At 41.7% G+C, this 26308-nt stretch carries 30 protein-coding genes; 10 read left to right on the top strand and 20 right to left on the bottom strand.

Annotated features, from left to right (window positions below):
- Positions 1 to 26: 26 nt before the first annotated feature.
- From POV26_RS07010 to POV26_RS06980, 7 genes are all read right to left on the bottom strand, one after another.
- On the bottom strand, positions 27 to 401 hold the full coding sequence (locus tag POV26_RS07010; protein WP_272855755.1) for a GxxExxY protein: 375 nt from the start codon (positions 399 to 401) through the stop codon (positions 27 to 29).
- Positions 402 to 451: 50 nt separating this feature from the next.
- The gene (gene map, locus POV26_RS07005; protein ID WP_272855754.1) at positions 452 to 1258 is read right to left on the bottom strand and encodes a type I methionyl aminopeptidase; all 807 of its coding nucleotides are present in this window, start codon (positions 1256 to 1258) and stop codon (positions 452 to 454) included.
- Positions 1259 to 1262: 4 nt separating this feature from the next.
- On the bottom strand, positions 1263 to 1670 hold the full coding sequence (locus tag POV26_RS07000) for a BT0820 family HAD-type phosphatase (RefSeq protein WP_272855830.1): 408 nt from the start codon (positions 1668 to 1670) through the stop codon (positions 1263 to 1265).
- 51 nt (positions 1671 to 1721) lie between these two features.
- Complete coding sequence (locus tag POV26_RS06995) at positions 1722 to 2312, bottom strand: thioredoxin family protein (protein WP_272855753.1); 591 nt, start codon at positions 2310 to 2312, stop codon at positions 1722 to 1724.
- A gap of 140 nt (positions 2313 to 2452) precedes the next feature.
- Entirely contained in the window at positions 2453 to 2905 is a 453-nt protein-coding gene (locus POV26_RS06990; RefSeq protein ID WP_272855752.1) for a transposase, read from the bottom strand.
- 178 nt (positions 2906 to 3083) lie between these two features.
- Positions 3084 to 4601: a 2,3-bisphosphoglycerate-independent phosphoglycerate mutase gene (gene gpmI / locus POV26_RS06985; protein ID WP_272855751.1), complete on the bottom strand. Its 1518-nt coding sequence runs from the start codon at positions 4599 to 4601 to the stop codon at positions 3084 to 3086.
- 118 nt (positions 4602 to 4719) lie between these two features.
- Positions 4720 to 5466 (bottom strand): M15 family metallopeptidase, encoded by a 747-nt coding sequence (locus tag POV26_RS06980; RefSeq protein WP_272855750.1) that lies wholly within the window; start codon positions 5464 to 5466, stop codon positions 4720 to 4722.
- Positions 5467 to 5502: 36 nt separating this feature from the next.
- Between POV26_RS06980 and POV26_RS06975 the strand changes: the two genes are divergently transcribed.
- The gene (locus POV26_RS06975; RefSeq protein ID WP_336375899.1) at positions 5503 to 5946 is read left to right on the top strand and encodes a GNAT family N-acetyltransferase; all 444 of its coding nucleotides are present in this window, start codon (positions 5503 to 5505) and stop codon (positions 5944 to 5946) included.
- Between the two features lie 61 nt (positions 5947 to 6007).
- Here the strand turns inward: POV26_RS06975 and pepE are convergent, their stop codons facing one another.
- Positions 6008 to 6712, bottom strand: a complete 705-nt coding sequence (gene pepE, locus POV26_RS06970; RefSeq protein ID WP_272855828.1) for a dipeptidase PepE — start codon at positions 6710 to 6712, stop codon at positions 6008 to 6010.
- A gap of 190 nt (positions 6713 to 6902) precedes the next feature.
- On the opposite strand from pepE, the gene POV26_RS06965 reads away from it, so the two are divergent.
- The 7 genes from POV26_RS06965 (at position 6903) to POV26_RS06935 (ending at position 13270) form a co-directional block, all read left to right on the top strand.
- Entirely contained in the window at positions 6903 to 7574 is a 672-nt protein-coding gene (locus POV26_RS06965) for a class I SAM-dependent methyltransferase (protein WP_272855749.1), read from the top strand.
- Positions 7575 to 7667: 93 nt separating this feature from the next.
- Positions 7668 to 8486: a carboxypeptidase-like regulatory domain-containing protein gene (locus tag POV26_RS06960; RefSeq protein ID WP_272855748.1), complete on the top strand. Its 819-nt coding sequence runs from the start codon at positions 7668 to 7670 to the stop codon at positions 8484 to 8486.
- 67 nt (positions 8487 to 8553) lie between these two features.
- Positions 8554 to 9252 carry a carboxypeptidase-like regulatory domain-containing protein gene (locus POV26_RS06955; RefSeq protein ID WP_272855747.1) on the top strand — a complete coding sequence of 233 codons (699 nt, stop codon included), beginning with the start codon at positions 8554 to 8556 and terminating at the stop codon, positions 9250 to 9252.
- Between the two features lie 60 nt (positions 9253 to 9312).
- Complete coding sequence (locus POV26_RS06950) at positions 9313 to 9813, top strand: DUF6702 family protein (protein ID WP_272855746.1); 501 nt, start codon at positions 9313 to 9315, stop codon at positions 9811 to 9813.
- Positions 9814 to 9873: 60 nt separating this feature from the next.
- Positions 9874 to 12180, top strand: a complete 2307-nt coding sequence (locus tag POV26_RS06945) for a M1 family metallopeptidase (RefSeq protein ID WP_272855745.1) — start codon at positions 9874 to 9876, stop codon at positions 12178 to 12180.
- Between the two features lie 232 nt (positions 12181 to 12412).
- A complete protein-coding gene (locus POV26_RS06940; protein WP_272855744.1) occupies positions 12413 to 12700 on the top strand; it encodes a twin-arginine translocase TatA/TatE family subunit in 288 nt (95 codons plus the stop codon).
- Positions 12701 to 13270, top strand: a complete 570-nt coding sequence (locus POV26_RS06935) for a phosphatase PAP2 family protein (RefSeq protein WP_272855743.1) — start codon at positions 12701 to 12703, stop codon at positions 13268 to 13270.
- 115 nt (positions 13271 to 13385) lie between these two features.
- Here the strand turns inward: POV26_RS06935 and POV26_RS06930 are convergent, their stop codons facing one another.
- The 10 genes from POV26_RS06930 to POV26_RS06885 form a co-directional block, all read right to left on the bottom strand.
- Positions 13386 to 14027 carry an O-methyltransferase gene (locus tag POV26_RS06930; RefSeq protein ID WP_272855742.1) on the bottom strand — a complete coding sequence of 214 codons (642 nt, stop codon included), beginning with the start codon at positions 14025 to 14027 and terminating at the stop codon, positions 13386 to 13388.
- Positions 14028 to 14037: 10 nt separating this feature from the next.
- A complete protein-coding gene (locus POV26_RS06925; protein ID WP_272855741.1) occupies positions 14038 to 15594 on the bottom strand; it encodes a peptide MFS transporter in 1557 nt (518 codons plus the stop codon).
- A gap of 117 nt (positions 15595 to 15711) precedes the next feature.
- Positions 15712 to 16848: a hypothetical protein gene (locus POV26_RS06920; protein WP_272855740.1), complete on the bottom strand. Its 1137-nt coding sequence runs from the start codon at positions 16846 to 16848 to the stop codon at positions 15712 to 15714.
- Complete coding sequence (locus POV26_RS06915) at positions 16848 to 17933, bottom strand: amidohydrolase family protein (RefSeq protein ID WP_272855739.1); 1086 nt, start codon at positions 17931 to 17933, stop codon at positions 16848 to 16850. Before POV26_RS06915 ends, POV26_RS06920 begins: the two co-directional genes overlap by 1 nt.
- A 24-nt stretch (positions 17934 to 17957) precedes the next feature.
- Positions 17958 to 18743: an SDR family oxidoreductase gene (locus tag POV26_RS06910; RefSeq protein ID WP_272855738.1), complete on the bottom strand. Its 786-nt coding sequence runs from the start codon at positions 18741 to 18743 to the stop codon at positions 17958 to 17960.
- Positions 18744 to 18873: 130 nt separating this feature from the next.
- Positions 18874 to 20325 (bottom strand): aldehyde dehydrogenase, encoded by a 1452-nt coding sequence (locus tag POV26_RS06905; protein ID WP_272855737.1) that lies wholly within the window; start codon positions 20323 to 20325, stop codon positions 18874 to 18876.
- A 135-nt stretch (positions 20326 to 20460) separates the two neighbouring features.
- Positions 20461 to 20904, bottom strand: coding sequence for a RidA family protein (locus POV26_RS06900; RefSeq protein WP_272855736.1), 444 nt, complete (start codon positions 20902 to 20904; stop codon positions 20461 to 20463).
- Positions 20905 to 21025: 121 nt separating this feature from the next.
- Positions 21026 to 22423, bottom strand: a complete 1398-nt coding sequence (locus POV26_RS06895; protein WP_272855735.1) for an FAD-dependent oxidoreductase — start codon at positions 22421 to 22423, stop codon at positions 21026 to 21028.
- A gap of 101 nt (positions 22424 to 22524) precedes the next feature.
- Positions 22525 to 23790 (bottom strand): kynureninase, encoded by a 1266-nt coding sequence (gene kynU, locus POV26_RS06890; protein WP_272855734.1) that lies wholly within the window; start codon positions 23788 to 23790, stop codon positions 22525 to 22527.
- Positions 23791 to 23854: 64 nt separating this feature from the next.
- Entirely contained in the window at positions 23855 to 24556 is a 702-nt protein-coding gene (locus POV26_RS06885) for a hypothetical protein (protein WP_272855733.1), read from the bottom strand.
- A 93-nt stretch (positions 24557 to 24649) separates the two neighbouring features.
- On the opposite strand from POV26_RS06885, the gene POV26_RS06880 reads away from it, so the two are divergent.
- On the top strand, positions 24650 to 24928 hold the full coding sequence (locus POV26_RS06880) for a GNAT family N-acetyltransferase (protein WP_272855732.1): 279 nt from the start codon (positions 24650 to 24652) through the stop codon (positions 24926 to 24928).
- Positions 24929 to 24989: 61 nt separating this feature from the next.
- Here POV26_RS06880 and POV26_RS06875 read toward each other — a convergent pair whose 3' ends face one another.
- Together POV26_RS06875 and POV26_RS06870 are read right to left on the bottom strand one after the other, a co-directional pair.
- Complete coding sequence (locus tag POV26_RS06875) at positions 24990 to 25121, bottom strand: hypothetical protein (RefSeq protein ID WP_272855731.1); 132 nt, start codon at positions 25119 to 25121, stop codon at positions 24990 to 24992.
- Positions 25122 to 25167: 46 nt separating this feature from the next.
- Complete coding sequence (locus POV26_RS06870; protein WP_272855730.1) at positions 25168 to 25320, bottom strand: lmo0937 family membrane protein; 153 nt, start codon at positions 25318 to 25320, stop codon at positions 25168 to 25170.
- 157 nt (positions 25321 to 25477) lie between these two features.
- Between POV26_RS06870 and POV26_RS06865 the strand changes: the two genes are divergently transcribed.
- Complete coding sequence (locus POV26_RS06865; protein WP_272855729.1) at positions 25478 to 26299, top strand: class I SAM-dependent methyltransferase; 822 nt, start codon at positions 25478 to 25480, stop codon at positions 26297 to 26299.
- The last annotated feature ends 9 nt before the right edge of the window (positions 26300 to 26308 follow it).

Raw genomic sequence — 26308 nt, 5'->3', positions numbered from 1 at the left:
GAGTTGCACAGAGGTTCCGCGGAGTTTCACTGAGAATTTATAAATCTTTTTAAGCCGTTTTTTAAAAGTATTGTATGAAAGTTGAACATCAGGCCTAAAGGATACTTTCCTAATTTAAGATATGTTAAAACTTGTGCTGTATGCACATCTGTGAAATTTTCTACAGTTTTGATTTCTATAACGACTGAATTTTCAACCAATAAATCAATTCTATATCCGTGATCTAATTTTATGTCTTTATAAATTATAGGCAAGGGTTTTTCTTTTTCAACAATTAATCCCTTCGCTCTCAGTTCAAATAAAAGACATTCCTGATAAGCAGATTCTAATAGACCCGGTCCAAGGTTTCGATGAACCTCTATTGCTGAACCTATTATAATTTCTGTTAATTCGTTGCTCATTTCTCCGTGGATCTCTGTGGTTCTCAGCGTAACTCAGTGTAATAGCATTTTCAGTTTACTCGGAACTCTTTTTCCTCATCGCTCACAATGCCCAAGGCTTCATACACATAAGCAAATGTAGAAAGCAGTTCGGGTTTTCCGTTTACCAAAGCAATGTTATGTTCAAAGTGGGCGCTGGGTTGCCCATCTTGGGTAACGATGGTCCAACCGTCTTTTAACTGTTTCACTTTATGGGTTCCCATATTTATCATCGGTTCCAGTGCGATGGTCATCCCTTCAATAAATTTCTTTCCCCGACCGCGACGCCCGTAATTTGGCATTTCGGGGTCTTCGTGCATTTTTCTTCCAAGTCCGTGGCCAACAAGTTCACGAACCACACCATAGCCGTGCGCTTCGCAATAATTTTGAATAGCGAAACCCACATCGCCCACGCGATTTCCAGCTTTAAATTCACGGATACCGACGTAAAGGGATTCTTTGGTGATTTGCAACAGTTTTTTTATTTCGGGAGCTACTTCGCCTACTTCAAAAGTATAGGCGTGGTCGCCGTAAAAACCGTTTTTGATGGCGCCGCAATCTATTGCTACAATATCGCCTTCCTTTAAAGGAATATCTGTTGGCAGGCCGTGGACCACCGCTTCGTTAACACTCGTAAGCAGCGTTGAAGGACAATCATACAATCCCAAAAAGCCGGGAATGGCATCCTGGCTGCGGATGTAATCTTCCGCCATTTTATTGAGTTGGTTGGTGGTAACGCCCGGTTTTACCTCTTTTGCGAGCATTCCCAAAGTACGGGAAACCACCAAGGCACTTTCTCGCATCAATTCTATTTCTTCTCTTGTTTTTGGAATTATCATAGGGTTATTTTAAAAAGGAAAACAATCCTTTTTTCTGGGTTTTTGGTTTTGCGGGCGCGGGTTCGCCAACCAATTGTTGGTATATTTCGCCCCAACTTTTAAGGCCGCCGATGTTACGGTCGTCAATAAAAACGTCCGCATGTATTTTTCGACTGTAAGAAGTGTCGAATTCCTCTTCAGGGAAACTTTGGTTTACGGCATAAAAAACAATGCCGTTTTCTTCACAGAATTTTACGGCTTCTTCCAAGGTGCGGCCTTTTCGGTAGGTCCATAAAATAAGCCGATGCCCTTCATTTTGCAGTTTTTTCAAAGTATCAAAAGCAAAAATAATGGGTCGGCCGATGCGTGGATATTCATCTTCCACAATGGTTCCGTCAAAATCTACGGCTATGGTGAGGGTTTCTCTAATCATCGTCATTTTTCGAGCCGCAAATTTACAAAGAATTATACCGTTGCTAAAGTTTTATTCGGCGTATGCGTGTTTGTATTCCTTGCCACTCAAAATGGCGAGCATGTCTTTTTCAAGGCTTTCAATAGGGTATTCCACAATTCGGCCCAATTCTTTATCGTTTTTATAGAAAATAAATGTGGGAACGTTGGTAATATTTTTTCCTTCCTCAAAACCTTGTGGCGTAGTTTTTTCATCAGAAACGGTAATCAACGTGAGTTTTGATTCATCAAAATTGGCTTCGTCCAAAATTTTATAAAAATGTGGCGTCTCGCGCTGGCTGTCCTCGCACCAAGTGCCCATAAAAACAGTGATGGTCGCATCTTTTAAAAGCGGTTTCAATTTTTCCAAAGTTTCAGAATCTACTTTGTAATCTCCATAGCCTGTGTTGAACCAATCTTTAAAAGCATCCATTTGGAAACCTTTTCGGTTGGCTTTCCCCAAAAGCATCACGGAATCTTCGTAGGGAACGGTGTCGTTTAATTTTTCTTTGTTGTTTTCTGAAATCATTTCTTTTGAAGTGTTTTCATCCACTTTGTTTTTTTCTTTGGAAGAATTGCAGGCCGATAGGCCTATTATTGCGATAATTAAAATTATTTTTTTCATGATTTTTGTTCTGTAGAGACGCACGGCCGTGCGTCTCTTTTTTTTGCGTTTTTTTTATTCGCGTGAGACGCACGGCCGTGCGTCTGTACGTCTGTTGGGTTTTTATTCATGTGAGACGCACGGCCGTGCGTCTGTACGTTTTAGCGGTATTTGTCTTCATCCCATTTTGCGGGATTGTTTATTATGTAATTTTTGATTTTTTGATAGGCCTCATCGTTGCGGATGATATGGTCGTGATAGTTGGAGTGCCAAAATTTATTGTTCCGATTGAATTTTTTAATTGGCAATTCCTTTTCGTCAATAAAATCGTCAATTTTATTAGTTGTTGCCGATTTAAATCCCGCGATAAATGATGAAATTGATTTTGGTTTGCGGATGAATCGTAGAGACGCACGGCCGTGCGTCTGTACGGTTTGTTGCGTTTTATCATTCGTGTGAGACGCACGTCCGTGCGTCTGTACGGGGTCAATAATGATTATGGCGTGCAAATGGTTCGGCATTAATATAAATTCATCCAAAAATAATTCCTTTCGAAGCGCAAAAGATTCGTGCCATTCCCTTTCCACAATTTTTCCGTAATCGGATAATATCATTTTATGGTTTTCTATTTTTCCTAAATAATGTTTTTGGTTTTGGCAGCATATTGTAATAAAATAATGCCCCTCCTCCGAATAATCCCAATTTGGTTTTCTGTGCGATTCGATTCTGTATTTATTCTGAAATTTAGCCATCCTTTCCGAAGCACTTAAAAAATCCAATTTTGGTCGGTTATTAAATCAAGGAATGTTGCGTCATAATTTCAGGTTTTTCAATACCCATAATTTTTAGGATTGTCGGGGCAATATCTCCCAAAATGCCGTTTTTCACCGCTTTAATTTCATCATCCACAATGATGATTGGAACGGGGTTGGTAGTATGTGCCGTGTTGGGCGAACCGTCGGCGTTTCGCATGGTTTCGCTGTTGCCGTGGTCTGCTATTATGATTGTGGTGTAATGGCTTTCCAAAGCTTGCTCCACGATTGCACGGGCACAATTATCCACGGTTTCACAGGCTTTTACAGCGGCTTCAAAAACACCGGTATGGCCAACCATATCTGGGTTTGCGAAATTAAGACAGATAAATTCCGCAGTCTCTTTTTCAATTTCGGGAAGTATCATATCCCGAAGTTCATAAGCGCTCATTTCGGGTTTTAAATCGTAAGTGGCGACCGTAGGTGAGGGGCAAAGAATTCGTTTTTCGCCCTCAAAGGGAATTTCCCTTCCGCCCGAAAAGAAAAAGGTTACGTGCGGGTATTTCTCGGTTTCCGCAATTCGTATTTGCTTCTTTTTATTTCTTTCCAAAACTTCGCCCAAAGTATCGTGCAGGTTTTCCTTATTATAGACCACGCGGATATTTCCGAAGGAATCATCATAATTGGTAAGCGTTACAAAATAAAGTGGAATCGTTTTCATTCCATATTTTTCGTAATCCTTTTGCGTCAACACTTCGGTGAGTTGCCTTCCGCGGTCGGTCCTGAAATTGAAAAATATTACAACGTCGTCTTTTTCAATGGTTGCAACGGGTTTACCTTCGGAAGTAGTCATCACGATGGGTTCGATGAATTCATCGGAAATGCCTTCCGCATAACTTTCTTCAATACTTTTTACGGCATTGGTTGAAGGTTTCCCTATTCCGAAGCGCAGCAAATCGTATGCTTTTTTTACGCGCTCCCAACGTTTGTCGCGGTCCATGGCGTAATAGCGGCCAATAATGGAGGCGAGTTTCCCGCCTGTTTTTTCCAAATGGTTTTGTAAGTCAGCAATAAAACCCTTTCCCGAATGTGGATCCACATCGCGGCCATCGGTAAAGGCGTGGACGTAGATATCCTTTACTCCGTGTTGTTGGGCAGCGGTTAGCAATCCCTTTAAATGGTCAATGTGCGAATGTACGCCCCCGTTGGAAACAAGGCCTAAAAAATGTATTTTTTTGTTGTGAAAAATTGCGTGATTGAATGCTTTTTCCAGCTCAGGTTCACTTTTCAGTGTTCCGTTTTTCACGGCTATATTTATTTTGGCGAGGTCTTGATAGACTATTCTTCCCGCGCCCAGATTCATATGGCCCACCTCGCTGTTGCCCATTTGGCCCTCGGGAAGACCCACGTTCATGCCGTGGGTGAGCAATTGTGCGTGTGGATATTTTTTATAAAGCGAATCGATAAAAGGGGTATCGGCCTGCGCGATGGCAGAAACGGCAGGCTCTTGCGTAATGCCCCAACCGTCGAGGATCATTAAAAGAACTTTTTTGTTCATGGTGCAAAGATAAGTTTAAATGTTTATGAGTTTAAAAGTTTAGAAGTCGATGAGTTGAGAAGTTTATATATTAGGAAACAAAAATCTTGAATTTTAAAACCTTGAATTTTGAATCAATTTAGGAAAGCAACTTCGGATTAATATCGAAAATATTTTCATTCACATATTTTGAAACAAAGGCTTCGGAAAAATGTTCGTTGCCCATTATTTTTTCTTCGGAAAGCATTTTTTTTACGTCAATCTGCTCTTTATAAGCTTTGAGCATTGGGATGGAAACTGGCGCATAGCTGAAATGCCACGGTTCATATTTAAACCCTTTTCGGTTGCCGTTGTCGGTATAGACTTCGTAAAAATCAAATTTCTCCGCATTGTCATTTAACCACATTTTCAGTTTACAGAAAGGTCCGTTTCCGTGGAAATTTTCGGGCATCAGTACATTTGCAGGCCGCGGGGCATTGGCGTCAATTATGTCGATATCGGTTCCCCAATGGTGGCGTGAAGTACCGGGAATGGTAGAATATTCAATGATTTTTTCAATTGCTTTTTCTGGGGTTAACCCTTCATTTGTAAAACGTTTGTATTTCCCCTCAAAAATTTCCTTTTGCCGCTGAAAGCTTCGGTACGCGGAAACCACTTCGATGTTTATATTTTCCTTGGCAGCCGCAGCTTTCATTTTTAAAAATGCTTCCTTGGCGGTTTTGTGCATTTTTGAAGTGTAGCTATCGCCCACAATATCTGGGTTGCCTTTTCCGATTAATTGGTTTCGGGTAAATTCTTCTGAAAAATTACGGAAGGAAATTTGCGGAAAAATAGCCAAACTGAGTCCGGCAATGCCTGAAATTTTAATAAATTCGTTGCGCTTCATTGTATGAATTAGTGAAGTTTTAAAAGTACCAATATTTTGAAAGATAACGCCATTTCCATCCGTATTATTGACCCAAAAGAAATTTTCAGCATTGTGCCATTGTTGCAAAAACTGGGGAACTACACGGTTGCTGAAGCTGTTATAAAAGAGCGTTTGCAGGAAATGACGGGGCAGAATTACGAATGCCTCGGCATTTTTGACGCGGAAAAATTAATCGGCACTTGCGGCCTGTGGTTCCAAACCCGACATTATGCAGGGAGAAGTGTAGAAATGGACCACGTGATTATTGACGATGCCTACAGAGGCCACGGAATTGGCAAAATGCTCGTTGATTTTGTAAGCGATTACGCCGCGAAAAAATCCTGCAATTGGGTGGAGCTGAATAGTTATGTGCACAATTTTCCTTCACATAAATTTTTCTACAATCAAGGGTTTGTGGCGAAAGGGTACCATTTTGTGAAAGAACTTAAAATGACATAAGTCCGGTATCCTAAAGGACTTAATAAATAAGACTAACGCGATTCTACCAGCACTGAGTGATTCAATGGAAATTCAAGGATGTTCCACTTTCCACCTCATACGGTTCTTTCCCCTGTTCAAAAATGCGGGCTTCCAATTCGCCTTTTAACATAATCTCATCGCCTTTTACACGAAGCCAACTGCCCTCGCGCAGCCCGATAACGGGAATTGTATTTTGGGTATGGAATTCGGCAATTCGGGTCTCGCGGGTCTCTCCCATATGTTTGCTGTTCGGGTCCGGGTCCAAGTAATGCGGGTTAAGGTTGAAGGGAATCACGCCCAAAGTTTTAAACGAAGGCGGATAAACGATAGGCATATCGTTGGTTGTTTGCATGGAAACGCCGCAAATGTTGCTGCCCGCGCTGGTGCCCATATATGGCAAACCGTTAAAAATAGCCTCACGAAGCGGTTGCATCAGTTCCAAACGATAGAGTGCGCTCACCAAAACAAAGGTATTTCCGCCGCCGGTAAAAGCGCCCTTTGCGTTTTTTAAAGCTTCCACAGGATTGTCAAAAGTGTGCAATCCAACCAGTTTCTTGCCGATTTTGGAAAATGCTTTTGCGGCTTTTTCGGTGTATTCGTCCTGGCTGATGCCGCCGGGGCGGGCGTAAGGGATAAAGATTACTTCTTCGCTATTCTTAAAAAGCTCGGCCATTTCATCGGTTAGATAATCTAGATATTCCCCGCCGTAAACGGTGCTGGTGCTTGCTATTATCAATTCCCGCATCTCGACCCCGCTCGATATGGACTTCGGCGGGAATCCCTTCAAAGGAGTATTGCTCATAATTGCTTGTTTTCAGTGGTGTAAATTTAGGGATAGCATTTGGAAACAGCGGGTATGTAACCAATAATTTTAATTGTGAATGGATACCTTTGTGGGATAAATTGGAGGACAATACTTTTAAGCGGTTACAATCATGGAAATACTTAAAAGAAATCTTGACAGGGAAAAAACCAAGGGCCAATTCAAAAAAGTAATCTGGGTTTATGATTTGTGGAGCTGGCTTACCGAAAGAAAAGCTGCGGAATATGCCCTTGAATTTGCCGAGATAAAAGATAAAACAACCATTTTGGAGGTTGCCTGCGGAACGGGGATTGTTTTTGCGGAAATCGTAAAACAAAACCCGAACGGAAAAAATATAGGCATCGATCTTTCCCCGGATATGCTCCAAGTGGCAAAGGCCAGATTGGATGCTATGGAAGGGGGCAATTTTGAACTGAAAGAAGGCGATTTGCTAAAAATGGATTTTGGGGCGGATACCTTTGATGTTGTCATCAATAACTTTATGGTAGATTTAATGCCCGCCGACAGCTTTGATTTAATAGCCGCGGAATTCCATAGGATCACCAAGCCCAATGGAAAGGTCATCGTTTCCACCTTTTCGTTCGGTAAAAAGAAAATCAATAAACTTTGGTTTTGGATTGCAAAATATTTTCCCGGTCTGTTAACAGGATGCAGGCCCGTGCAGTTCGGTAAATATTTGGTAAATGCCGGATTCGAGATTGAAAAGACCGTCCAGGTAAGCCAGAACACATTTCCTTCCGAGGTTATGAGGGCAAGAAAAGTTGTAAAGAACATGGCTTTCTGAATGGGCTTTTTGCCAAGGGTAATGTTTCCAACTTTTAAAAAAAATCCAAAACTTTACCTTTTCCCTAACAAAACAAATCCGTACTTTTAGGGAATGACAAAAAAACTACTTCTCTTATTATTTATCGCTGCTGCTCCCGCACTTTTTGCACAGGATATTGACCGCACGAAAGTTTCCGGAAAAATTCATGTGCCCCAAGGCGAGGACGCCGAAGGTATTTCCGTTTACAACATTTCATCCCAAAAAGGAACCATCACCGACGCCGATGGTGCCTTTGAAATTTCAATAGCCGAAAACGACCGAATACAAATAACAGCCCTGCAATACCAGTCATTTACCATTGTCGTGGATAAGGGCATCGTGGACCGCAAAGTGATGAACATTTTCCTGAATCCTGCCGTAAACCAACTGGAGGAAGTGGTGGTGCGGCCCTACGACCTTTCGGGAAACATAAATGTGGACGTTAAAAAAATCCCTACTTATAACGTTACAAAAGATTGGGACCTCAGCTATAAAAATCTGGAGTACGGATATACTTTTGTGCCAGACGATAAAACTGCCATTACGGGCAATGCCGCAGAGGAAGCGCTGCACGGCAATGCACTGAAAAATGGCGCAAATGTTCTGGCAATCTTGGGAGGAGTGGCACAATTGCTTTTTCCGGAAGGCAAAAAAATAACGTTGGTTGAAAAACAGGAAACCCAAAGCGTGATAAGCAATAACATACAACAGCGGTTTAGCAAGGATTTTATTGCTGCAAATTTTCATATTCCAGAAGACAAAGCGGTAGATTTCCTCTTCTATGCCCAAGAAAACGGTCTGGACCAAAATTTACTGAAACCCGAAAACGAGATGCAGTTGATGGAATTTCTGTTCAAAAAAAGCAAGGAATATAAAGCACGCGGTGAGTAAAACGGGTTTTTATATCTTGATTAGTTGCTTGTTGGGAATATTTCAACTTGCTGCTCAGGAAAAACAATTGCAGGGAAAAATTACCAATCAACTCGACATTGAAGGCGTCCACGTGCTGAATACCTCTTCGCGCCTTAATACGATTACCGATGAAAACGGACATTTCACCATAAAAGTGAAACCGCTGGATACGCTGCTGTTTTCATCCATAAAATATATGCCCGAAAAAGTTGCGGTTACTGAAGGTGTTTTTGAAAAAGGCGTAATAACCGTACGGCTTACCGAGCTTGTGAACGAGCTGGATGAAGTTTTTCTACAGCCCAATCTGTCCGGAAATATTGCCGCCGATCTTAAAAAGATAAAAACCGAAAAACCGATCAACTTTGATGATGTGGGCATTCCCGGCTTTAAAGGCAAGCCAGAGGAAAAAATTGTGCCACTCTACTTTGCCGTGACGCCTTTGAGTGTCAATTTGGAAGCATTGTACAAACATATTTCGGGTTATTACAAAGATTTAAAAACGCGAAGAAAGTGGGAATACGAAAACAACGCCGTGGCTAAAATGCTGAATTATTATACGGTTCCTTATTTTATGACAACCTACGGCATTCCCGAAAACAGGGTGTATGACTTCCTGCTTTTCTGTGCTGAAACTACTGCTATTGAAAGTGATTTCAAAAAAGAACACTACGGAAGCGTATTGCTTATTTTAGATGAAAAAGCAAAGATTTATGCGGCACGTATTTCCGAAGAAAATAAAGAATAGATATTTGTAACATACATTTGCAGAAACCGTCTAATGTTCCATTAGCCCTCTTTTTATATTATGAAATTTTTCAGAATTCTCCTTTTATTGTGGGTCTTTCCTTTAGCTTCAGCTACTTCTGCCCACAAATTTTATGTTAGCATCACAAAAATTGAATACGTAAAGGAGAAAAGTTCCCTTCAAATAATTACCAAAATTTTTATCGACGATATTGAGGATGCCCTGCAGCAGCGGTACGATCCTTCCATTTCACTCGACACAAAAAAGGAAACTGCGGAAGCCGATGAAGATTTGAAAAACTACATTCTTCAAAAATTAAATATTAAGATAAATGGAAAATCCGTAAAACTGGATTATATAGGCAAGGAATATGATACCGATATGCTCGTGGCCTATATTGAAGTGAAAGACGTGAAGAAACTAAAAACCATTGAAATTGAAAACAAAGTGTTGATGGAAATGTTTCCCGAACAACAAAATATTATTCACCTAAAAACTTCAAAAAGCCGCCGCAGCTTGATTCTTGACAGGGACGAGCCCAGCGGCCAACTAAACTTCTAAGGCCTCCTACAGCGGGCAGGCTTTTAAACTCATAAACATCTAAACTATTAAACTTTTATAATGAAATCAACAAATTCCCTATTTCTCGCAATACTTTTCCTTTTTTCCGGAATTGTTTCAGCACAGGAAGAAACAGACTCACAGAAACGCGAATCCGGTCATTACAACACCAATCGTTTTAAGCAGCTATACGAAGAATTTTCAACGCCCAATATGTTCCGTACAGCCAGTGGCGCCCCCGGCCCCAGCTATTACCAGCAGCAAGCTGATTATAAAATGGACATTGAGTTGGATGATAAAAACAAAAAAATTACGGGAAATGAAACCATTACCTATAGCAACAACTCGCCAGACCCATTGGAATATCTTTGGGTACAATTAGACCAAAACAAAAGGGCCAAGGATTCAAAATCGCCATTGATCGAACCTTCTGATGCCGTACCTGCAAATATGGCGGGTAGCTTTGTTCAAAATTATATGGGAAATGAATTTGACGGTGGTTTTAATATTTTGGAAGTGAAAGATGCCAAGGGCAACCCCTTGAAGTACACCATCAACCAAACCATGATGCGTGTGGATATGCCAAAGAATTTGATGCCCGGCGAAAAATTTATATTCTCCATAAAATGGTGGTACAACATCAACGATCACGTGGTGGACCGCGCCCGCAGCGGCTACGAAACCTTTGAGGACGGCAATCGCGGCTATGTCATCGCCCAGTTCTATCCGCGAATGGCGGTTTATAACGATGTGGAAGGCTGGCAGAACAGCCAGTTTTGGGGAAGGGACGAGTTTGCACTGCCCTTCGGAAATTTTGAAGTGAACATCACCGTGCCGGCAGACCATATTTTGGATGCTACTGGCGAGCTTCAAAACAGAAAGGAAATTTTTACGAAGGAAATGATGAGCCGTTACGATGCCGCCAAAAAATCATTTAACAAGCCTGTCGTCATAGTAACCCAAGCCGAAGCGGAAGCCGCTTCAAAAGGCTTTTCAACGGCAAAAAGAACCTGGAAATTTAAGGCTGAAAATGTGCGCGACTATGCCTTCGCAACATCGCGAAAATACATTTGGGATATGATGGCCGTGAAAATGGGCAGTGGTTCCGTAATGGCGGTATCGCTGTATCCACCCGAATCCAATCCACTTTGGGAAGATTGGTCCACCCGAGCTGTTGCCAGTACGTTAAAAACCTATTCTCGGATGACCTTTGATTACCCGTACCCAAAGGCAATTTCGGTTAGTGCAAAAAACCAGGGAATGGAATACCCCATGATTTGCTGGAACCATGGCCGTCCCGACAAAGATGGGAGTATTAGTGAACGCACCAAATATGGAATGATAAGCGTGATAATCCACGAAGTGGGCCACAACTATTTCCCGATGATCGTAAATAGTGACGAGCGCCAATGGACCTGGATGGACGAAGGGCTGAACACGTTTACACAATACGTGGCCGAGCAGGATTTTGGTGAAGAATATCCAGATGCCATTGCGCCGAACAAAAAATATCCTTCCCGCCGCGGTCCCGCAAAAAACATCGTTGATTATATGGCTGGCGACCAAAGCCAGTTGGCGCCCATTATGACCAAGGGGCTCAACACCTATAATTTTGGCGCTAATGCCTATGCAAAACCTGCAACGGCTTTAAATATTCTTCGTGAGACCATTATGGGCCGTGAGCTTTTTGACTTCGCCTTTAAAACCTATGCAAACCGATGGATGTTTAAACACCCAACGCCAGAGGATTTTTTCAGGACTATGGAAGATGCTTCCGCCGTAGATTTGGACTGGTATTGGAGAGAATGGTTTTATACCACCGATTATGTGGATATTGGCGTAAAGGATGTTAAGAAATTCTACGTTACCTCAAAAATGAACAATGAAGTGAAACAAATGATAGCCGCAAGGGGCATTTCAGAAAGCGACCTGCCTCCAATGGTCTATTTGGTGGAAGAAGACAGCGCAGATTTTGACGAAACCATGCGCAATTCAAAACTAAAAGATGTTAAAACGCTGAACGAATATATCATGGACAATATTCCTGCGGAAGAAAGAGCTAAATTGAAGCGTCCCAATTATTTTTACAATGTAACTTTTGAAAAGCCGGGAGGTATCCCAATGCCTATTATTGTGCAATATACTTACAGCGACGGAACTTCTGAAAAAGTGACCTATCCTGCTGAAATATGGCGAAAAAACGACCAATCCGTGGGCAAGATTGTTGCTTCGGAAAAGGAAATTACCAAAATTGAAGTGGACCCCGATGAAGAAACCGCTGATATCGATACCAGCAACAATACTTGGCCAAAACGCAAAAAACTGGGCGCTTTTGATAGCTTTAAGAAGAAAACGGAAAAAGATTAATATATAGAAATTTTAAGCCGAAATCTTCATTTATTTCCGCTCCCGAAGGCTATCGGGACTAACGGATGAAATGAAGATTTCTTTAATTTCCATTTAGGCGCAGGGTAAAAATTCAAAGAAATTTTCAATCCCCTTTTCTAAATAGCGAAAAGCGTTTGTTGATTAAATTGGAATTTCACAAAAACTCATAACTCTGCACGCATAACTCATAACTCATTACTATCTTTGCACCATGATTTCACAAGCAATTTTTTTATTCATCAGCGGTGCCGAAATAGGTTTTATCCTATTTATCGTGCTCTTGGTCTTTGGTGCTGATAAAGTGCCGGAGATAGCCCGCGGTCTGGGAAAAGCGATGCGGCAAGTGAAAGATGCCACCAACGATATTAAATCTGAAATCACAAAGAGTGCTGAAAAACAGGGTATTGATTTAGACATCACCAAAGACGTTCAAAAACAAATAGACCAAGTTAAAGAAGACGTTGATGAGGTTACTGGCCCCATAAAAAGAAAATTCTAAATGCTGGAAACCCTAAAACAATGGGACAGGGATCTTTTTGTTTACCTCAACAGTATAGGGATAGAACGTTTTGATGGCTTTTGGATCTACGCTACAAAAATTGAAAGCTGGACCCCGCTTTTCATTTTTTTTATTCTCCTTATTTTTTACTACTACAAAGGAAAAAAAGGCGTTGTAGTTTTCCTTATGGGTTTGTTGACGTTTGTAATTACTTTTTTGTTCACATCTATAGTGAAAGACTACGTGGCCCGTTTGAGGCCCAATAATGTGGAAGCCTTTGCCGAATTGATCCGTATTCTTCAAAAACCGACCAGTTATAGTTTTTTTTCAGGCCATGCATCCTCCAGTTTTTCGATAACCACTTTTATGGTCCTGGTATTGCGCAAATTCACAAAATGGATCTATCTGGCCTATCTCTGGCCGCTAATTTTTGTGATGAGCCGGATATATGTGGGTGTGCATTACCCCAGCGATATTCTTGTTGGTGCATTGGTGGGAACGGTTTTCGCTTTTATTTTTTACTTTTTATGTAAAAAAATAACAAACAGGGTTGAAGCCAAAAATGATTAAAATGCTGCATAAAAATGGTTTCGGGAAATTGATTTCCCGAAACATATATGTAACATATCGAAGAAATTTTGGAGCTAAATAGAGGGAAAATATAGATTCCGAAAATTTTGGATACCTATAGTACCCGGCTTATGGCCAAACCATCGCGGATGGGCAAAATCACCGTTTCCAGTTTGGGGTGTTCGTTCAGCAATTTATTATACTGAAGAAGCGCCTTGGTGTCTTCGTCATCTTCCTTCAAATCTTCCACAACTTTTCCACTCCACAGCACATTGTCGCTTAAAATCACGGACCCTTTTTTTAGCTTCGGAAGAATGATTTCGAGATAGTTCGGATAGTTGTTTTTATCGGCATCAATAAAAACCAAATCGAAGGTTTTTTCGAGCTTTGGAATAATTTCCAAAGCATTTCCCAAATGCTGAAAAATCTGCTTTCCGAAGGGTGATTCGTCAAAATATTTTCTTTGGAAATCATACAATTCCTCGTTGATGTCTATAGTGTGAAGTTCCCCATTTTCCTGCATTCCTTCCGCCAAACAAAGTGCGGAATACCCAGTATAGGTTCCAATCTCCAAGATGTGTTGAGGACGTATCAATTTTGAAAGCATACTCAATACGCGACCCTGCAAATGTCCGCTCAGCATCCGTGGCTGCAACTGTTTTTGCCAGGTTTCGCGATTCAATCTTTGAAGCAATTCCGGTTCGGGTTGCGAATGTTTTTCTACGTAATCGTTTATTTTTTCGGGAAGAAAATCCATTTTGAAATTTTTAGTGAATGCCGCCCATCATTTTTTTGACAATTGGCGAAATAAGTATTGCAAATATACCAACAACTACGCTAATCACCCCAAAACTTGCATATACCGAGACATACGAAAACAACTGCTGAAACGCATCGCTTTGCTCCGAAGCTATCTGCGGCGATAATCCGGTGATGTATTTTGTAATATTTCCGAAGAATCCTTCTGAAAAAACATTCGAATTTCCATCAGAAACTGTGGTGAGTTTCGCAATCTTTCCAGCGAAAAAGTGTCCGTAAAAATTCGCCGAAAACCAAACGCCCATAATGAAAGCTACGTATTTTATGGGCGAAAGCTCTGTCATTTTTGAAAGGCCGATAGGCGAGAGGAAGAGTTCCCCAACGGTCAAAACCATGTAACCGATTACCAAATAACTCATCGAGGTTCTCGCAAAATCGTCAACGCTGTGGGCCGAAAGGGCGAAAACGATAAAACCGAGACCGAGAAACAGCAATCCCAAACCAAACTTTACGGCCGAATTTGGATTGATTTTTCTTCGGCTTAAAAAAGTCCAAAGCATTGAAAACGGGATGGCAAAGAGAATTATAAAACCTGCATTTATACTGTTTGTTCCGGCGGCGTCCATCCAAACCAGATTTACATTTCTATCGGCAAAAAGCGTCAGCGAACTTCCGGCCTGTTCAAAAATGGCAGCGAAAAGCGTGTATAAAATGGTGAAGTAAACGGCCACGAGCAATCGTTTTCTTTCCCTTGAAGTCACTTTTGTAAGAATATAACCGATGTAAAAAACCAAAAAGGCTGAAACAATCCACACCAAATACCCTTCAAATTCATTAAAACGGACAAGCGTCGCAAAAATTCCAACCGAGACGATTGAAGCCAAAACAATCCATTTCCCGCGATTTAAACCGAATTTTTTATGCTCGTAAAGCTGCTGATTTGGCACATGGCCCTTATTTCCGAAGACATTATTTTTCAACCCACTTTTAAAAACCAAAAGTCCGGTAACCATTCCAATTCCCGCCAAAACAAAGCCGTAATGCCAACCGTATGTAATGGCAAACCAAGCGCATAAAAGCGGTGCGATGGCCGCGCCCAAATTTATTCCGAGGTAAAAAATTGTGAAGCCGGAATCGCGCCGCGCATCGCCCTGGGCATACAATTCGCCTACAAATGAGGAAATATTTGGTTTGAAAAATCCATTCCCAACAATAATCAATCCGAGGGAGCCATAAAAGAAAACGGGCATTTCAATGGAAAGAAAAAAGTGGCCAAAAACCATCAAAATCCCGCCGAGGATAATTGCTTTTCGGTAGCCCAAAATTTTATCGGCCAAAATCCCGCCAATCATCGGTGTTACATAAACTAAAGACATATAAGCCGCATAAACCCCGAAAGCCATATCGTCGTCATACAGCAAATGTTTGGTCATATACAGCACGAGCAGGGCGCGCATTCCATAAAAGGAAAAGCGTTCCCACAATTCTGCAAAAAATAGATAAAGAAGTCCTTTTGGATGGCCGAAAAGTTGCGGTTGTTCCGCTTCGGAGATTACATTGCCCATAACTGAAAATTTAAGTTTGGACGAATGTAGAACGTATTGTAAGCGGAAACGTTCGCAGTTTTAAATTATACCAAAAAATAGCGGAATGTGCGTAATTGTGAATGCGGTTACAATGAGTTACAAAAACGCTTTATAGTCTTTGTTTTCGGCGCTTTCGGAGAATTCCTCAAGTAACCTTTTGTCGATGGAAATGTTGTTCGGAACAATTCGCAAACGGTATTTGCTTTCGCCAATAAAGGTGAAAAGATCACGGCGATCGAGCTTTTGCGAATCGTCCAATTGAAGAATATCGTTTATGTTTTCGATAATTCGGGTGAGATAGGTTTGGTTTTTTATTTCACCACCAAGATTTACGGGAATGGTTTGCGAATCGCCTTCAGCAAATTTTCTTCGGATGGCAAATTTCAGCAGATTTTTATATTGAGTCGTTTTTGAACCGAAATCGATGGTTTGGTCGTAAATGTTTTTCGTTGGGATGTTCAACTTCACCAAACTCCAATCCAAAAAGTGAATCGTGATTTCATTGGGTTTTGGGGTACTCGCAAGCCGAATAACCCAAGTTGTCGCCAACACCAAAAAGATGGAAATCAAGGAAGTCTTTGCAATGATTTTGATGAAATTGTTGCTAAAATCATTTCCGAAGGTCAAGAAAACCTCTGAAAGCTGCGATACGAAAATAAGCAGTATCACTACTACCGAAATATAGCCGATAATCTTCAACCCTCTATAAACAAAGGTCCTGAAGAACGAAACGCCCAATAAATAGCAAAGAAATGCCGAAAGTAATAAATCTGGAACGGCACTAATGCGTATGCCGTTTACCACATTGTTCTCTTTCAATAGAAATGGCAGCGCAAACGTTATAATAGCCGTGAAAACAATGGCGATTACTATTTTCTTGATATTCTTTTTATTGTGATAGATGAATTTTGGGGCGTAATAAAAGTAAAAAAGTGCCAACAGTAAAAACATATTGTTGACTATTGAAAATAGGTTTATTGCCAGTTGATAGCCCCGTGTTTCGGTTAGGTTGAAAATGGTGCCGCCAAAAATCCAGCCTCCGGAAATTACCCAAACGAACATGGCCAAACTCAGATACAGCAAACCTTTATCTACGCGTTTTTGCGAATCGTCTTCTTCCAGGAGCTGGCGAAACCGCGCACGGATGTTGTACCAAAGTGCAAGCAATAAAACGCCGCCGATAAAGGCGATGCAAATATGAGAAAGGATATAAAACTTGGCTACTTCGGTCATTATTCGCCCAAAATTCTTTTGACTAATTTTTGTTTGGCCGCTTCGTCGTCGCCGCAAAGCCATTGTATCACGTTGTCTTCCCACATGGCATCGGCTTCTTCGAGGGTTACAATCTTTCGTTCCAAGGCCAGATCCAAAATTTTTCCAGGATAGGAAGATTGTGGGGCGCTTTCCATTTCACCCAGCGGATATGGGTCGTCCAGCCCCACCAAAACCTGTTTGGACCCTTGGTTTCTCACGACCAGTTCCAGGGAACCCGTGTCGTGGACCAAGGTATCAAAGAAAATATTTTTGTGGCCAACAGCTTTCCGGGGATGCGTTTTTCCTTCAAAAAGATCGGGACGGCCGTCAAAGCCTTGAATTCTTCTTCCCAAATTTATCTGTGCCAACTGGCCGCCGTGGGCAAAACAGGTTCGCATTCCCGGATATTTATCTGCATAACCGTTCAGTGTTAAAAAATGATAGGCATCCGCACACTGCGCGAGCATCCAAATAAGGTGGAAACGCCAGGCCGTGTTTTCAAGTTTAATAAATTTTTCGCCATCGTAGGGATGGATTTCTACAGCGAGATTATATTTTGAAGCAAGTTCAAAAATAGGCTCGTTTTCTTCGTCAAAAATGCAGCGCCACGTACCAATGGTATCCATATAATGCGTGGGTAGGCACAGCAATTGCAGACCAAGTTCTTCCACACAGCGCTCCATTTCCCACATTGCCCCTTTTATCAGACCGGGATGTACCACAAAACCGCAGGTAAATTTTGATGGATGGTCGTGCTGAACCTTTGCGTTGAAATCATTCTGAAAACGCAATGCCTGCTTCATTTCTTCCACACGCAGCCCGTTTCCGTAAAGTTGGGAAAGGTTTAAAACCACGGCGTGGTCTATTTTGAAACGCTCCATCCATTCCAGTTTTTCATTCAAAAAGAAACTGGAATCGGTAACGGGGCGGCTCCAATCTTTTTGGAGCATAAACTTTCGGTCCTTATCTACCCAAAAAATTCCTTTATCCTGCATAAACTGCGGAATTTCCTCGGGATAAGGAAGCAAATGTGAATGGCCGTTAATGCGTAGTTTTCGTTTCATAAGAAAATTTAAGGAATGCTAAAGTTACAAACTTTTAGTGCGCCCACCATCTACGGGTAGGTTTATTCCGTTGATATAGCTGGCGGCTTCACTGGCCAAAAACGCTACGGCATTGGCAATCTCACCGGGTTGGGCGAAACGGCGCGCAGGAACAAGACTTTTCATAAACTCACTGGCTTCTTTTTCGGTTTTATTCATGCGTTTTGCAGCGTTGCCTACAATGTCTTCTAATCTGTCAGTTGCTGTAAAACCTGGCAAAACGTTGTTCACCGTTATGCCGAATTGCCCCAACTCATTCGCCAGGGTTTTGCTCCAACTTGCAACCGCACCGCGAATGGTATTGCTCACGCCCAGTCCGTCGATAGGCTGTTTTACTGAGGTGGAAATGATATTGATAATCCTGCCATAATCGGCTTCCTTCATGCCGGGGACGAGCGCCTGCACCAAAATCTGGTTGCAGATCACGTGCATTGAAAATGCTTTTTCAAATTCCTCGGTTTCCGCGGAAAAGATGGGACCGCCTTTTGGGCCGCCCGTGTTGTTTACCAAAATATGAAAGGTTTTGTTGGAAGCGGCCAATTCTGCCTTTTCCTTTACCTGCTTTGGATTGGTAAAATCCGCAACGAAATAGTTGTGTTTTTGGCCTTTTTCAAAAGGAAGGTCAATCAAGGTTTCTTTTAATTTTGCTTCGTCGCGCGCAACCAAAGTTAGGGTTGCCCCAAGTTTTGCAAGTTGAATTGCTGTCGCTTTCCCGATGCCGGCAGTACTTCCGCAGACCATTGCGTTTTTATTTGTTAAATCTAAATTCATAGTCAATGTTCAATATTCAATATTCAATTCTCAATATTTTTATTCCTCATCCCTCATCCCTCATCCCTCATCCCTAATTCCTCATACCAAATTCCTCATACCTAATTCCTAATTCCTAATTCCTCATCCCTCATCCCTCATCCTCATACCTAATACAAACATTCTTCGCCTCCGTAAAAAACCGAAGTGCCTCAAATCCGCCTTCGCGGCCTACGCCGCTGTCTTTCATTCCGCCGAAAGGGGTTCGCAGATCACGGTTCAGCCACGTATTTACCCAAACAATGCCCACTTCAATTTCTTTTGAAATGCGCATCGTGCGGTTCAAATCTGAAGTCCAAAGGGTTGAAGATAAACCATATTTAACGGAATTTGCCATTTGTAAAACTTCTTCCTCGGTTTCAAAAGGCATAATGGTTACTACGGGACCGAAGATTTCTTCTTGGTTTACACGACATTGGTCGTCAAAAACCTCAATGACCGTGGGTTCCAAATAATAACCGTTTTCGAAATTTTTCACGGTAACTCTATTTCCGCCGAAAAGGATTTTTCCGCCTTCTTTTTCAGCGAGTTTTATGTACGATTCCACTTTTTCCAAATGTGGTTTCGATACCAAAGCACCCAAATTGGTTTCGGCATCAAAGGGATTTCCCACTTTTAGTTGCTTCACTTTTTCAACAAAATCTTTTTTGAATTTTTCGTAAATAGGTTTTTCAACGAAAATTCTGCTGCCGCAAAGACAGATTTGGCCTTGATTTGCAAATGATGAACGCATGGTAACTTCCAGCATTTTTTCATAATCGCAATCTGCGAAGATGAGGTTTGGATTTTTTCCGCCGAGTTCCAAGGATAATTTTTTAAACATCGGAGCGGCCGTTCGGGCAATGTGTTCGCCGGTTTTGGTTCCGCCGGTAAATGAAATTGCTTTAATGTTTTTATGCTCCACAATCGCTTGCCCTGCGGAAGGTCCCGTGCCGTGAACGATATTTAAAACTCCTTTTGGCAAACCAGCTTCGGTGCATATTTCACCTAAAAGAAAAGCCGTCATTGGTGTAACCTCGCTGGGTTTTGCAACTACTGTATTTCCTGCTGCGATTGCGGGCGCGATTTTCCAAGTAAATAAATACAACGGAAGGTTCCACGGCGAAATACAACCGACAACGCCCAGTGGCTGGCGCAAGGTAAAATTCATCGTATTCAACCCCACACTTTCGTGGGCCTCGCTGGAAAATTGGGTAATTGCATTTCCGAAAAATCGAAAGTTTGCAGAGGCCCGTGGAATATCAACTGCCAAAGCCAAACTCAATGGTTTCCCGTTGTCCTTTGCTTCGGCTTCGGCCAAATCGACCAATTTCTCTTCAATTAAATCTGCAATTTTTAGAAGAATTCTGCTGCGTTCGTCAATGGTTGTGTTGCTCCATTTTGGGAACGCCTCCTTTGCTGCCTGATATGCAGTTTCAATATCCTCGGTATTTGAATTGGCTATTTGCGAATACACTTCGCCGTTGGACGGATTGTAGTTATCCAACCATTTTTTTGAAAGCGGTTCAACGTATTCGCCGTTTATATAGTTTAAAATATTCATATAGTATTGTGGCTTCAGACCTCACAGGTTTTCAAAACCTGTGAGGTCTTTTGAGACCTGTGAGGTCTTTTAAATAAAAATTGTTGTAGCCAGACCCAAAGGTTTTCAAAACCTTTGGGGTTTCATTGGTAACCGCTACTGTTTACCGTCAATTGGCTTATAAGCCATCGCCTTTATCTCCACCACCAAATACGGATGCGGCAATTGGTGCACCGCAACCGTGGTTCTTGCAGGCCCAGTTTCTTTGTTGAAATATTCCGCATACACTTCATTGTAACCTGCAAAGTCGTTCATATTTACCAAAAAGCTCGTTACGTCAACCACGTCGGCCAAGGTGGCGCCTTCGGTGGCGAGGTAATCTTTTATGTTTTCCAGCACGGCACGGGTTTGTTCCCGAATGTCAAAATGCATCGTGCCCATTTCGTCCACTTTGTGAACGCCCGCAAATGTATTGTCCGGTAAACGCGAGCTCGTACCGCTGATAAATATAAAATCGCCTACGCGCTTCACGTGCGGGTATGCACCACGTGGTGTCGCCCAATTCCCGCGAATGCGGGAATCCTTTGAATTGTTATCCATATTTTAAATTTTTACTTAAGTATTGACCCCTTCCGTCTTCAAAATCGCTTTGGGCGATTTTGAATCCACCTTCCCCTGAAAAAGGGGAAGGAGCCAATGTTATTTTTCATCAAATTATAAATTACCCAAACGCCACTTCATCATCGTGAAGGATGGCTTCGGTTTCAGTTTTAACCAGTTCCAGTTTTTCTTTTAGAGACATTTCATCCTTGATTTTTCCATCGTCCAAAAGATTCAAAATCGCTTTGTCCTGCGCTCTCCCACGTTTTAATGCTTCGGAATAGGTAATTGATTCCTTAAAGGTAACTAAAGAATATTTGCTGTAATAATCTTCGGGGAATTCTGCCTCAAAAGCGGTTTCCAGTTTTCTTTTCCTTTGAAAAATTTCCATTGCGGTGTGTTCCTTCATTTCGTGGAAATTATCTACCGCCAAATCTGCAATGGCATCCGTATCTTTTTTCCGAAGCGCTTCGTATTCCTTAAAAAGATTATTCCAATTGATGTTTTCTTCGGAAGCATATTTCTCAAGAATTTCATCAAAAACCACAACATCTTCAAAGGAGGCATTCATTCCCTGTCCGTAAAAAGGAACTATTGCGTGGGCAGCATCGCCCATTAAAAGTACTTTTCCGAAGCTATTCCACGGGGAACATTTTACGGTTCCCAAAGGCCCAGTTGGGTTTCCGAAAAACTCCTCTGCAAGATTTGGGATCATTTCTACCACATCGGGAAATTCTTTGTTGAAATATTCGTGCACCATTTCTGGCGTAGTCAAATTCGCGAAACAATAATCGCTGTTTTCATACGGAAGAAATAGGGTTACCGTAAAACTTCCGTCCAGATTTGGCAGTGCAATCAGCATATCCTCGCCGCGTGGCCAAATGTGCAATGCGTTTTTATAGGTTCTGTAACCGCCATTCTCAGTAGCTGGGATTTCAAGTTCCTTATAACCGTGACTGAGCCATTGCTGCGAAAAACTAAAGAGGAAGCGATGGTCCTCGAACATATTCCTGCGAACTGCGGAGCCGGCACCGTCAGTACCGATAATGACGTCTGCGGACAGAGTTACGTCTTCGCCAACAAGTGTGTTTTTAAAGGTTGCGGTAGCCGTTTCCAATTCCACCGTTTCGCAGGAATGGTTGAAAATGAGCTGCACGTTTGGCATCTTTTCGGCCTCGTCAAGTAACATCATATTGAGTCCGGGACGGGAGATGGAGTTGATGTATTCGTCCTTTCTGCCACTGTACGGACTCAAAAAAGAGTTTCCCGCCTTGTCGTGAATCATCCGGCCGTGCATTGGGATGCACAGTTTTTTTGCGGCTTCCTCAACGCCTGCAAGCCGCAAACCGCGCAACCCGCGGTCGCTCAACGCTAAGTTTATGGAACGTCCGGCATCTTGGGTTACTTTGCGCAAATCGGGGCGTTTTTCAACCAAGGTTACCTGATAGCCGCGTTGTGCCATTCGCAATGCTAAAAGGCTCCCGCAAAGGCCTGCGCCGATGATTAGGATATTGTTCATTGTTTATTATTATTTTTTATGACTTATGACGGTAGGACATAAGACATAGGACTATTAATCATTGCAAAATGGTCTTACGTCCTAAGTCTTAAAGTCGTATGTCAATTCTTCAAAACATCTTTTAATTTTTCCGAAAACCGGAAAACATCCTCAAAATTATTATACAGTGGGGCAGGGGCAACTCGGATTACATCGGGCTCGCGCCAATCGCTGATTACGCCTGCTTCGGTCAATTTTGTGTGTAAACTTTTATCTGCATTTTTCACTTGAATTGAAAGCTGGCAGCCGCGCTCTTCGGGATTTCTCGGCGTGATTACGTTGATGGCATCGTTTTTCATTTCGTCCAACAAAAATTCTAAATATCCAGTCAGTTTAATGGATTTCTTCCGAAGGTTTTCAAAACCCGCTTCCGCGAATGTGTCCAAAGAAGCGCGAATGGCTGCCATTGAAAGTATTGGCGGATTGCTGAGTTGCCAACCTTCTGCTCCGGGAAGCGCATCAAAATCTTGCCGCATATTGAAACGCGTTTTTTTGTTGTGGCCCCACCAGCCTGCAAAACGGTTTAGTTGTTCATTGTTTGCGTGGCGTTCGTGCACAAAGCATCCGCCCAAACTTCCCGGGCCGCTGTTTAAATATTTGTACGTACACCAAACGGCGAAATCGGCTCCCGTTTCGTGAAGGTTTGGTTGAATGTTTCCAGCGCCGTGCGCCAAATCGAAACCTACCTTGCAATTGTATTTATGGCCGAGTTCGGTAATTTTTTTCAACGGAAACGACTGGCCCGTGTAATAATTGGTGCTGCCAATCATCAGCAAGGCAATTTCGCTGCCGTGGGTTTTCATAATTTCCTCCAAATCCTCAAATCGACAGAGAACTTCTCCCTTTCTTGGTTTCCAAAGAATCAATCCGTCCTTTGGGTCGAAGCCATGGAATTTCAACTGGCTTTCAACGGCGTATTTATCACTCGGGAAAGCGTCGCTTTCCACTACAATTTTATATTTGGTTTTTGTAGGCTGGTAAAAGGAAACCATCATTAAATGCAGGTTGGTCGTCAAGGTATTCATCACCACAACTTCCGAAGGTTTTGCGCCTACGATTTTTGCCATGTTTTCGGTGAGAAATTCGTGGTACGGAAGCCACGGATGCTTGCCTTCCACATGGCCTTCAACACCCAGATTTGCCCAATCGGTAAGCTCTTCCCTTATATATTCTGAAGTGATTTTTGGTTGCAATCCGAGGGAATTTCCGCAGAGATAAATAAGTTCTTTGCCAGACGCATCTTTGGGGATGTGGAATTTATTTCGGAAAGCGGCCAAAGCATCTTCGGCATCTTGCTTTTTTGCGTATTCTAAAGAGTTTTGGAACATTTGGTTGCGTTGGATTTTTCGGCTTTTTACAAAAATAGGAATTAAAATTTGTTTAATTGTCGATTTATTTTTTCACTGAAATATTGGTAAAATACAACTTGAAATTGCCGGTGCTGTCCTTGTGCATTTTTGCGATTTCAATTCCGTTGAAATTTTCATAATCTTCCCAAGTAGTACTCATAGAGGGAGTTTCGGCATTTCCTTTTCTATAGTTCCATTCCTTTATTTTGAAATTTTCATCATAAAAAAAGTCATAGGCATCTCCGGGCGTATAGCCGCCCTCGTTTCCGTAAACGATGGTCAATTGGTTTAAAGTGTCTTTGGAAATAGGTGCCACGGCATCTTCTTTTTCCGAAACTGTAATGCCATCGTCCCAAACAAGTTGAAAGGGCGCAAGTAGCCAGTATTTGTCGTTAATGAAGGCAGCGTCGGTTTTCATAATCAGGCTGTCCATTTTTGCACGGTTGTAATTTACGGTGTCCTTTGTGGATTTCATGGACACATCACCCGTTTTTGGGCTCCAGACCCAAGAGCGGTCAAAATGGTTTTTGCCGCGATCTACATTGAAGGTAAAGGCAATTTCTGAAACATCTTTCCAGTTTTGAAAACCATTGGTGTTTGCAATTTGATGCCTGATATCTGAATTTTCAATGGAATCCTTTTTTTCCATTACTTCAATGGAATTGGAATTTTCTGATGACTTTTGATTGTTGTTACAACCTACAACTGCAAAAAGTAAAAATAGGGCGGCATACGTGACTTTCATATAGGATATGTTTTTTTGTAAATGTAAAGAATACTTTTGGCTTTCATATTTTTTGTATTTTTATTGTTTAGAATCAATAACTCCCCATTTGGAATGCGTGTGATAGATAACAAAGAAATGAACAGGTTTGAAGCCGAGATTGATGGCAATAAAGCCATTATTGAATATTCGGTCCTGCCGGGTGTTCTGTCTCTGAACCATACCGAGGTTCCCAAAGAACTTTCCGGACAAGGCGTGGCCAGCGAGATGACTGAAAAAGTGTTGCTTCAGATAGAACTGCTTGGGTTGAAGGTAATACCGGTTTGTCCTTTCATTAAAAAATATATAGGCAAACATCCCGAATGGAAGTCTATATTGGCCCAAAAAGATTAAATGAAAAAACCCTTTCAAAAAAATAATTGAAAGGGCTTTTTTTAGGTGTGAGGAATGGGAATCAATCTACCGCATCTTCAATATCGTCGGCAACATCTTCAATTTTGTCTCCAACTGTTTTTTTCTCGCGGCAACTTGAAAAACCTGTAGTCATAAGACCTGCGGCGAATAGGATTAAAAATACTTTCTTCATATTTGCTTGTTGTTTAAAGGTTAGTAAAACGTTTTAAAAAATAAAATCATAGTTTACGGCCAGTAGCCAAACGCCAAAGAATTCCAATTATGGCGAGCACCAATAAAATATGAATGAAAGCTCCTAATGAAAAATAGAAATAGCCGAAAAGCCAACCTATTATCAGAATTACTACAATTAACCAAATTAAATCTCTCATGATGGGTTATTTTTTTAGTAATATTAAAACTACAACAAAAACATTTTAATTTTCAAGATATTTAACCCACATTTAACGAAATTCTCAATAAAGTATCAAAAACGTTAATGAATGTGTTTTTTGAGTTAATATTTTATTTTCACCAAAGTAGATCGCTATGAATAATTCCGGGAAATTTGAAACAAATCGAAAAACGTGGAATGCCAAAGTTGCTGTTCATGCTGAAAGTGAATTTTATGAAATGCAGAATTTCAGAAATGGCAAAACGTCACTTAACAAATACGAATTAGATGCCGTGGGGGACATTTCGGGGAAGCGTCTTTTGCATCTTCAATGCCATTTTGGGCAAGATACGTTGAGCCTTGCGCGGATGGGTGCCAAATGTACGGGCGTTGATATTTCGGATGAAGCAATCAAATTGGCAAAGCGATTGAATGCGGAATTGAAACTTGATGCAAGTTTCGTCTGCTGCAACGTTTTGGACACTTCAGAATATATTTCGGAAAAATTCGACATCGTATTTACGAGCTACGGTACTATTGGCTGGCTGCCGGATTTAAAACCGTGGGCAAAAATGATTTCGGTAAGATTGAAACCGGGCGGTTTTTTCTATATCGTTGAGTTCCATCCAATCGCGTGGATGTTTGACTATTCCGTTTCGCCACCAGTTATGAAATACGGCTATCATCAAAAAGAGGCAATTTATGAAGAATACGAAGGGACGTATGCCGATAAAAATTCAAAAATGGTAAGCAAGGAATACGGTTGGAACCACAGTTTGGGCGAAGTAATTACCTCGCTTTCCGAAGTTGGGCTCTATATTGAATATTTAAGGGAGCACGATGCCTCGCCCTATGATATTTTCCCGGGATTGCTGAAAAATAAGGAAGAAATGTTTGCGCTTCCAAACAAAATGTATCCCTTGATTTTTGAGGTGAAGGCAACAAAAAATTCCACAACCAAAGCTGTGGAATCTTAACCGCTTTAC

Origin of the sequence: Aequorivita todarodis, assembly GCF_028561335.1 — a bacterium.
GTDB classification, from domain to species: domain Bacteria; phylum Bacteroidota; class Bacteroidia; order Flavobacteriales; family Flavobacteriaceae; genus Aequorivita; species Aequorivita todarodis.
The sequence above is the reverse complement of the archived record's forward strand: the minus strand, read 5'-3'. Positions and strand labels throughout refer to the sequence as shown.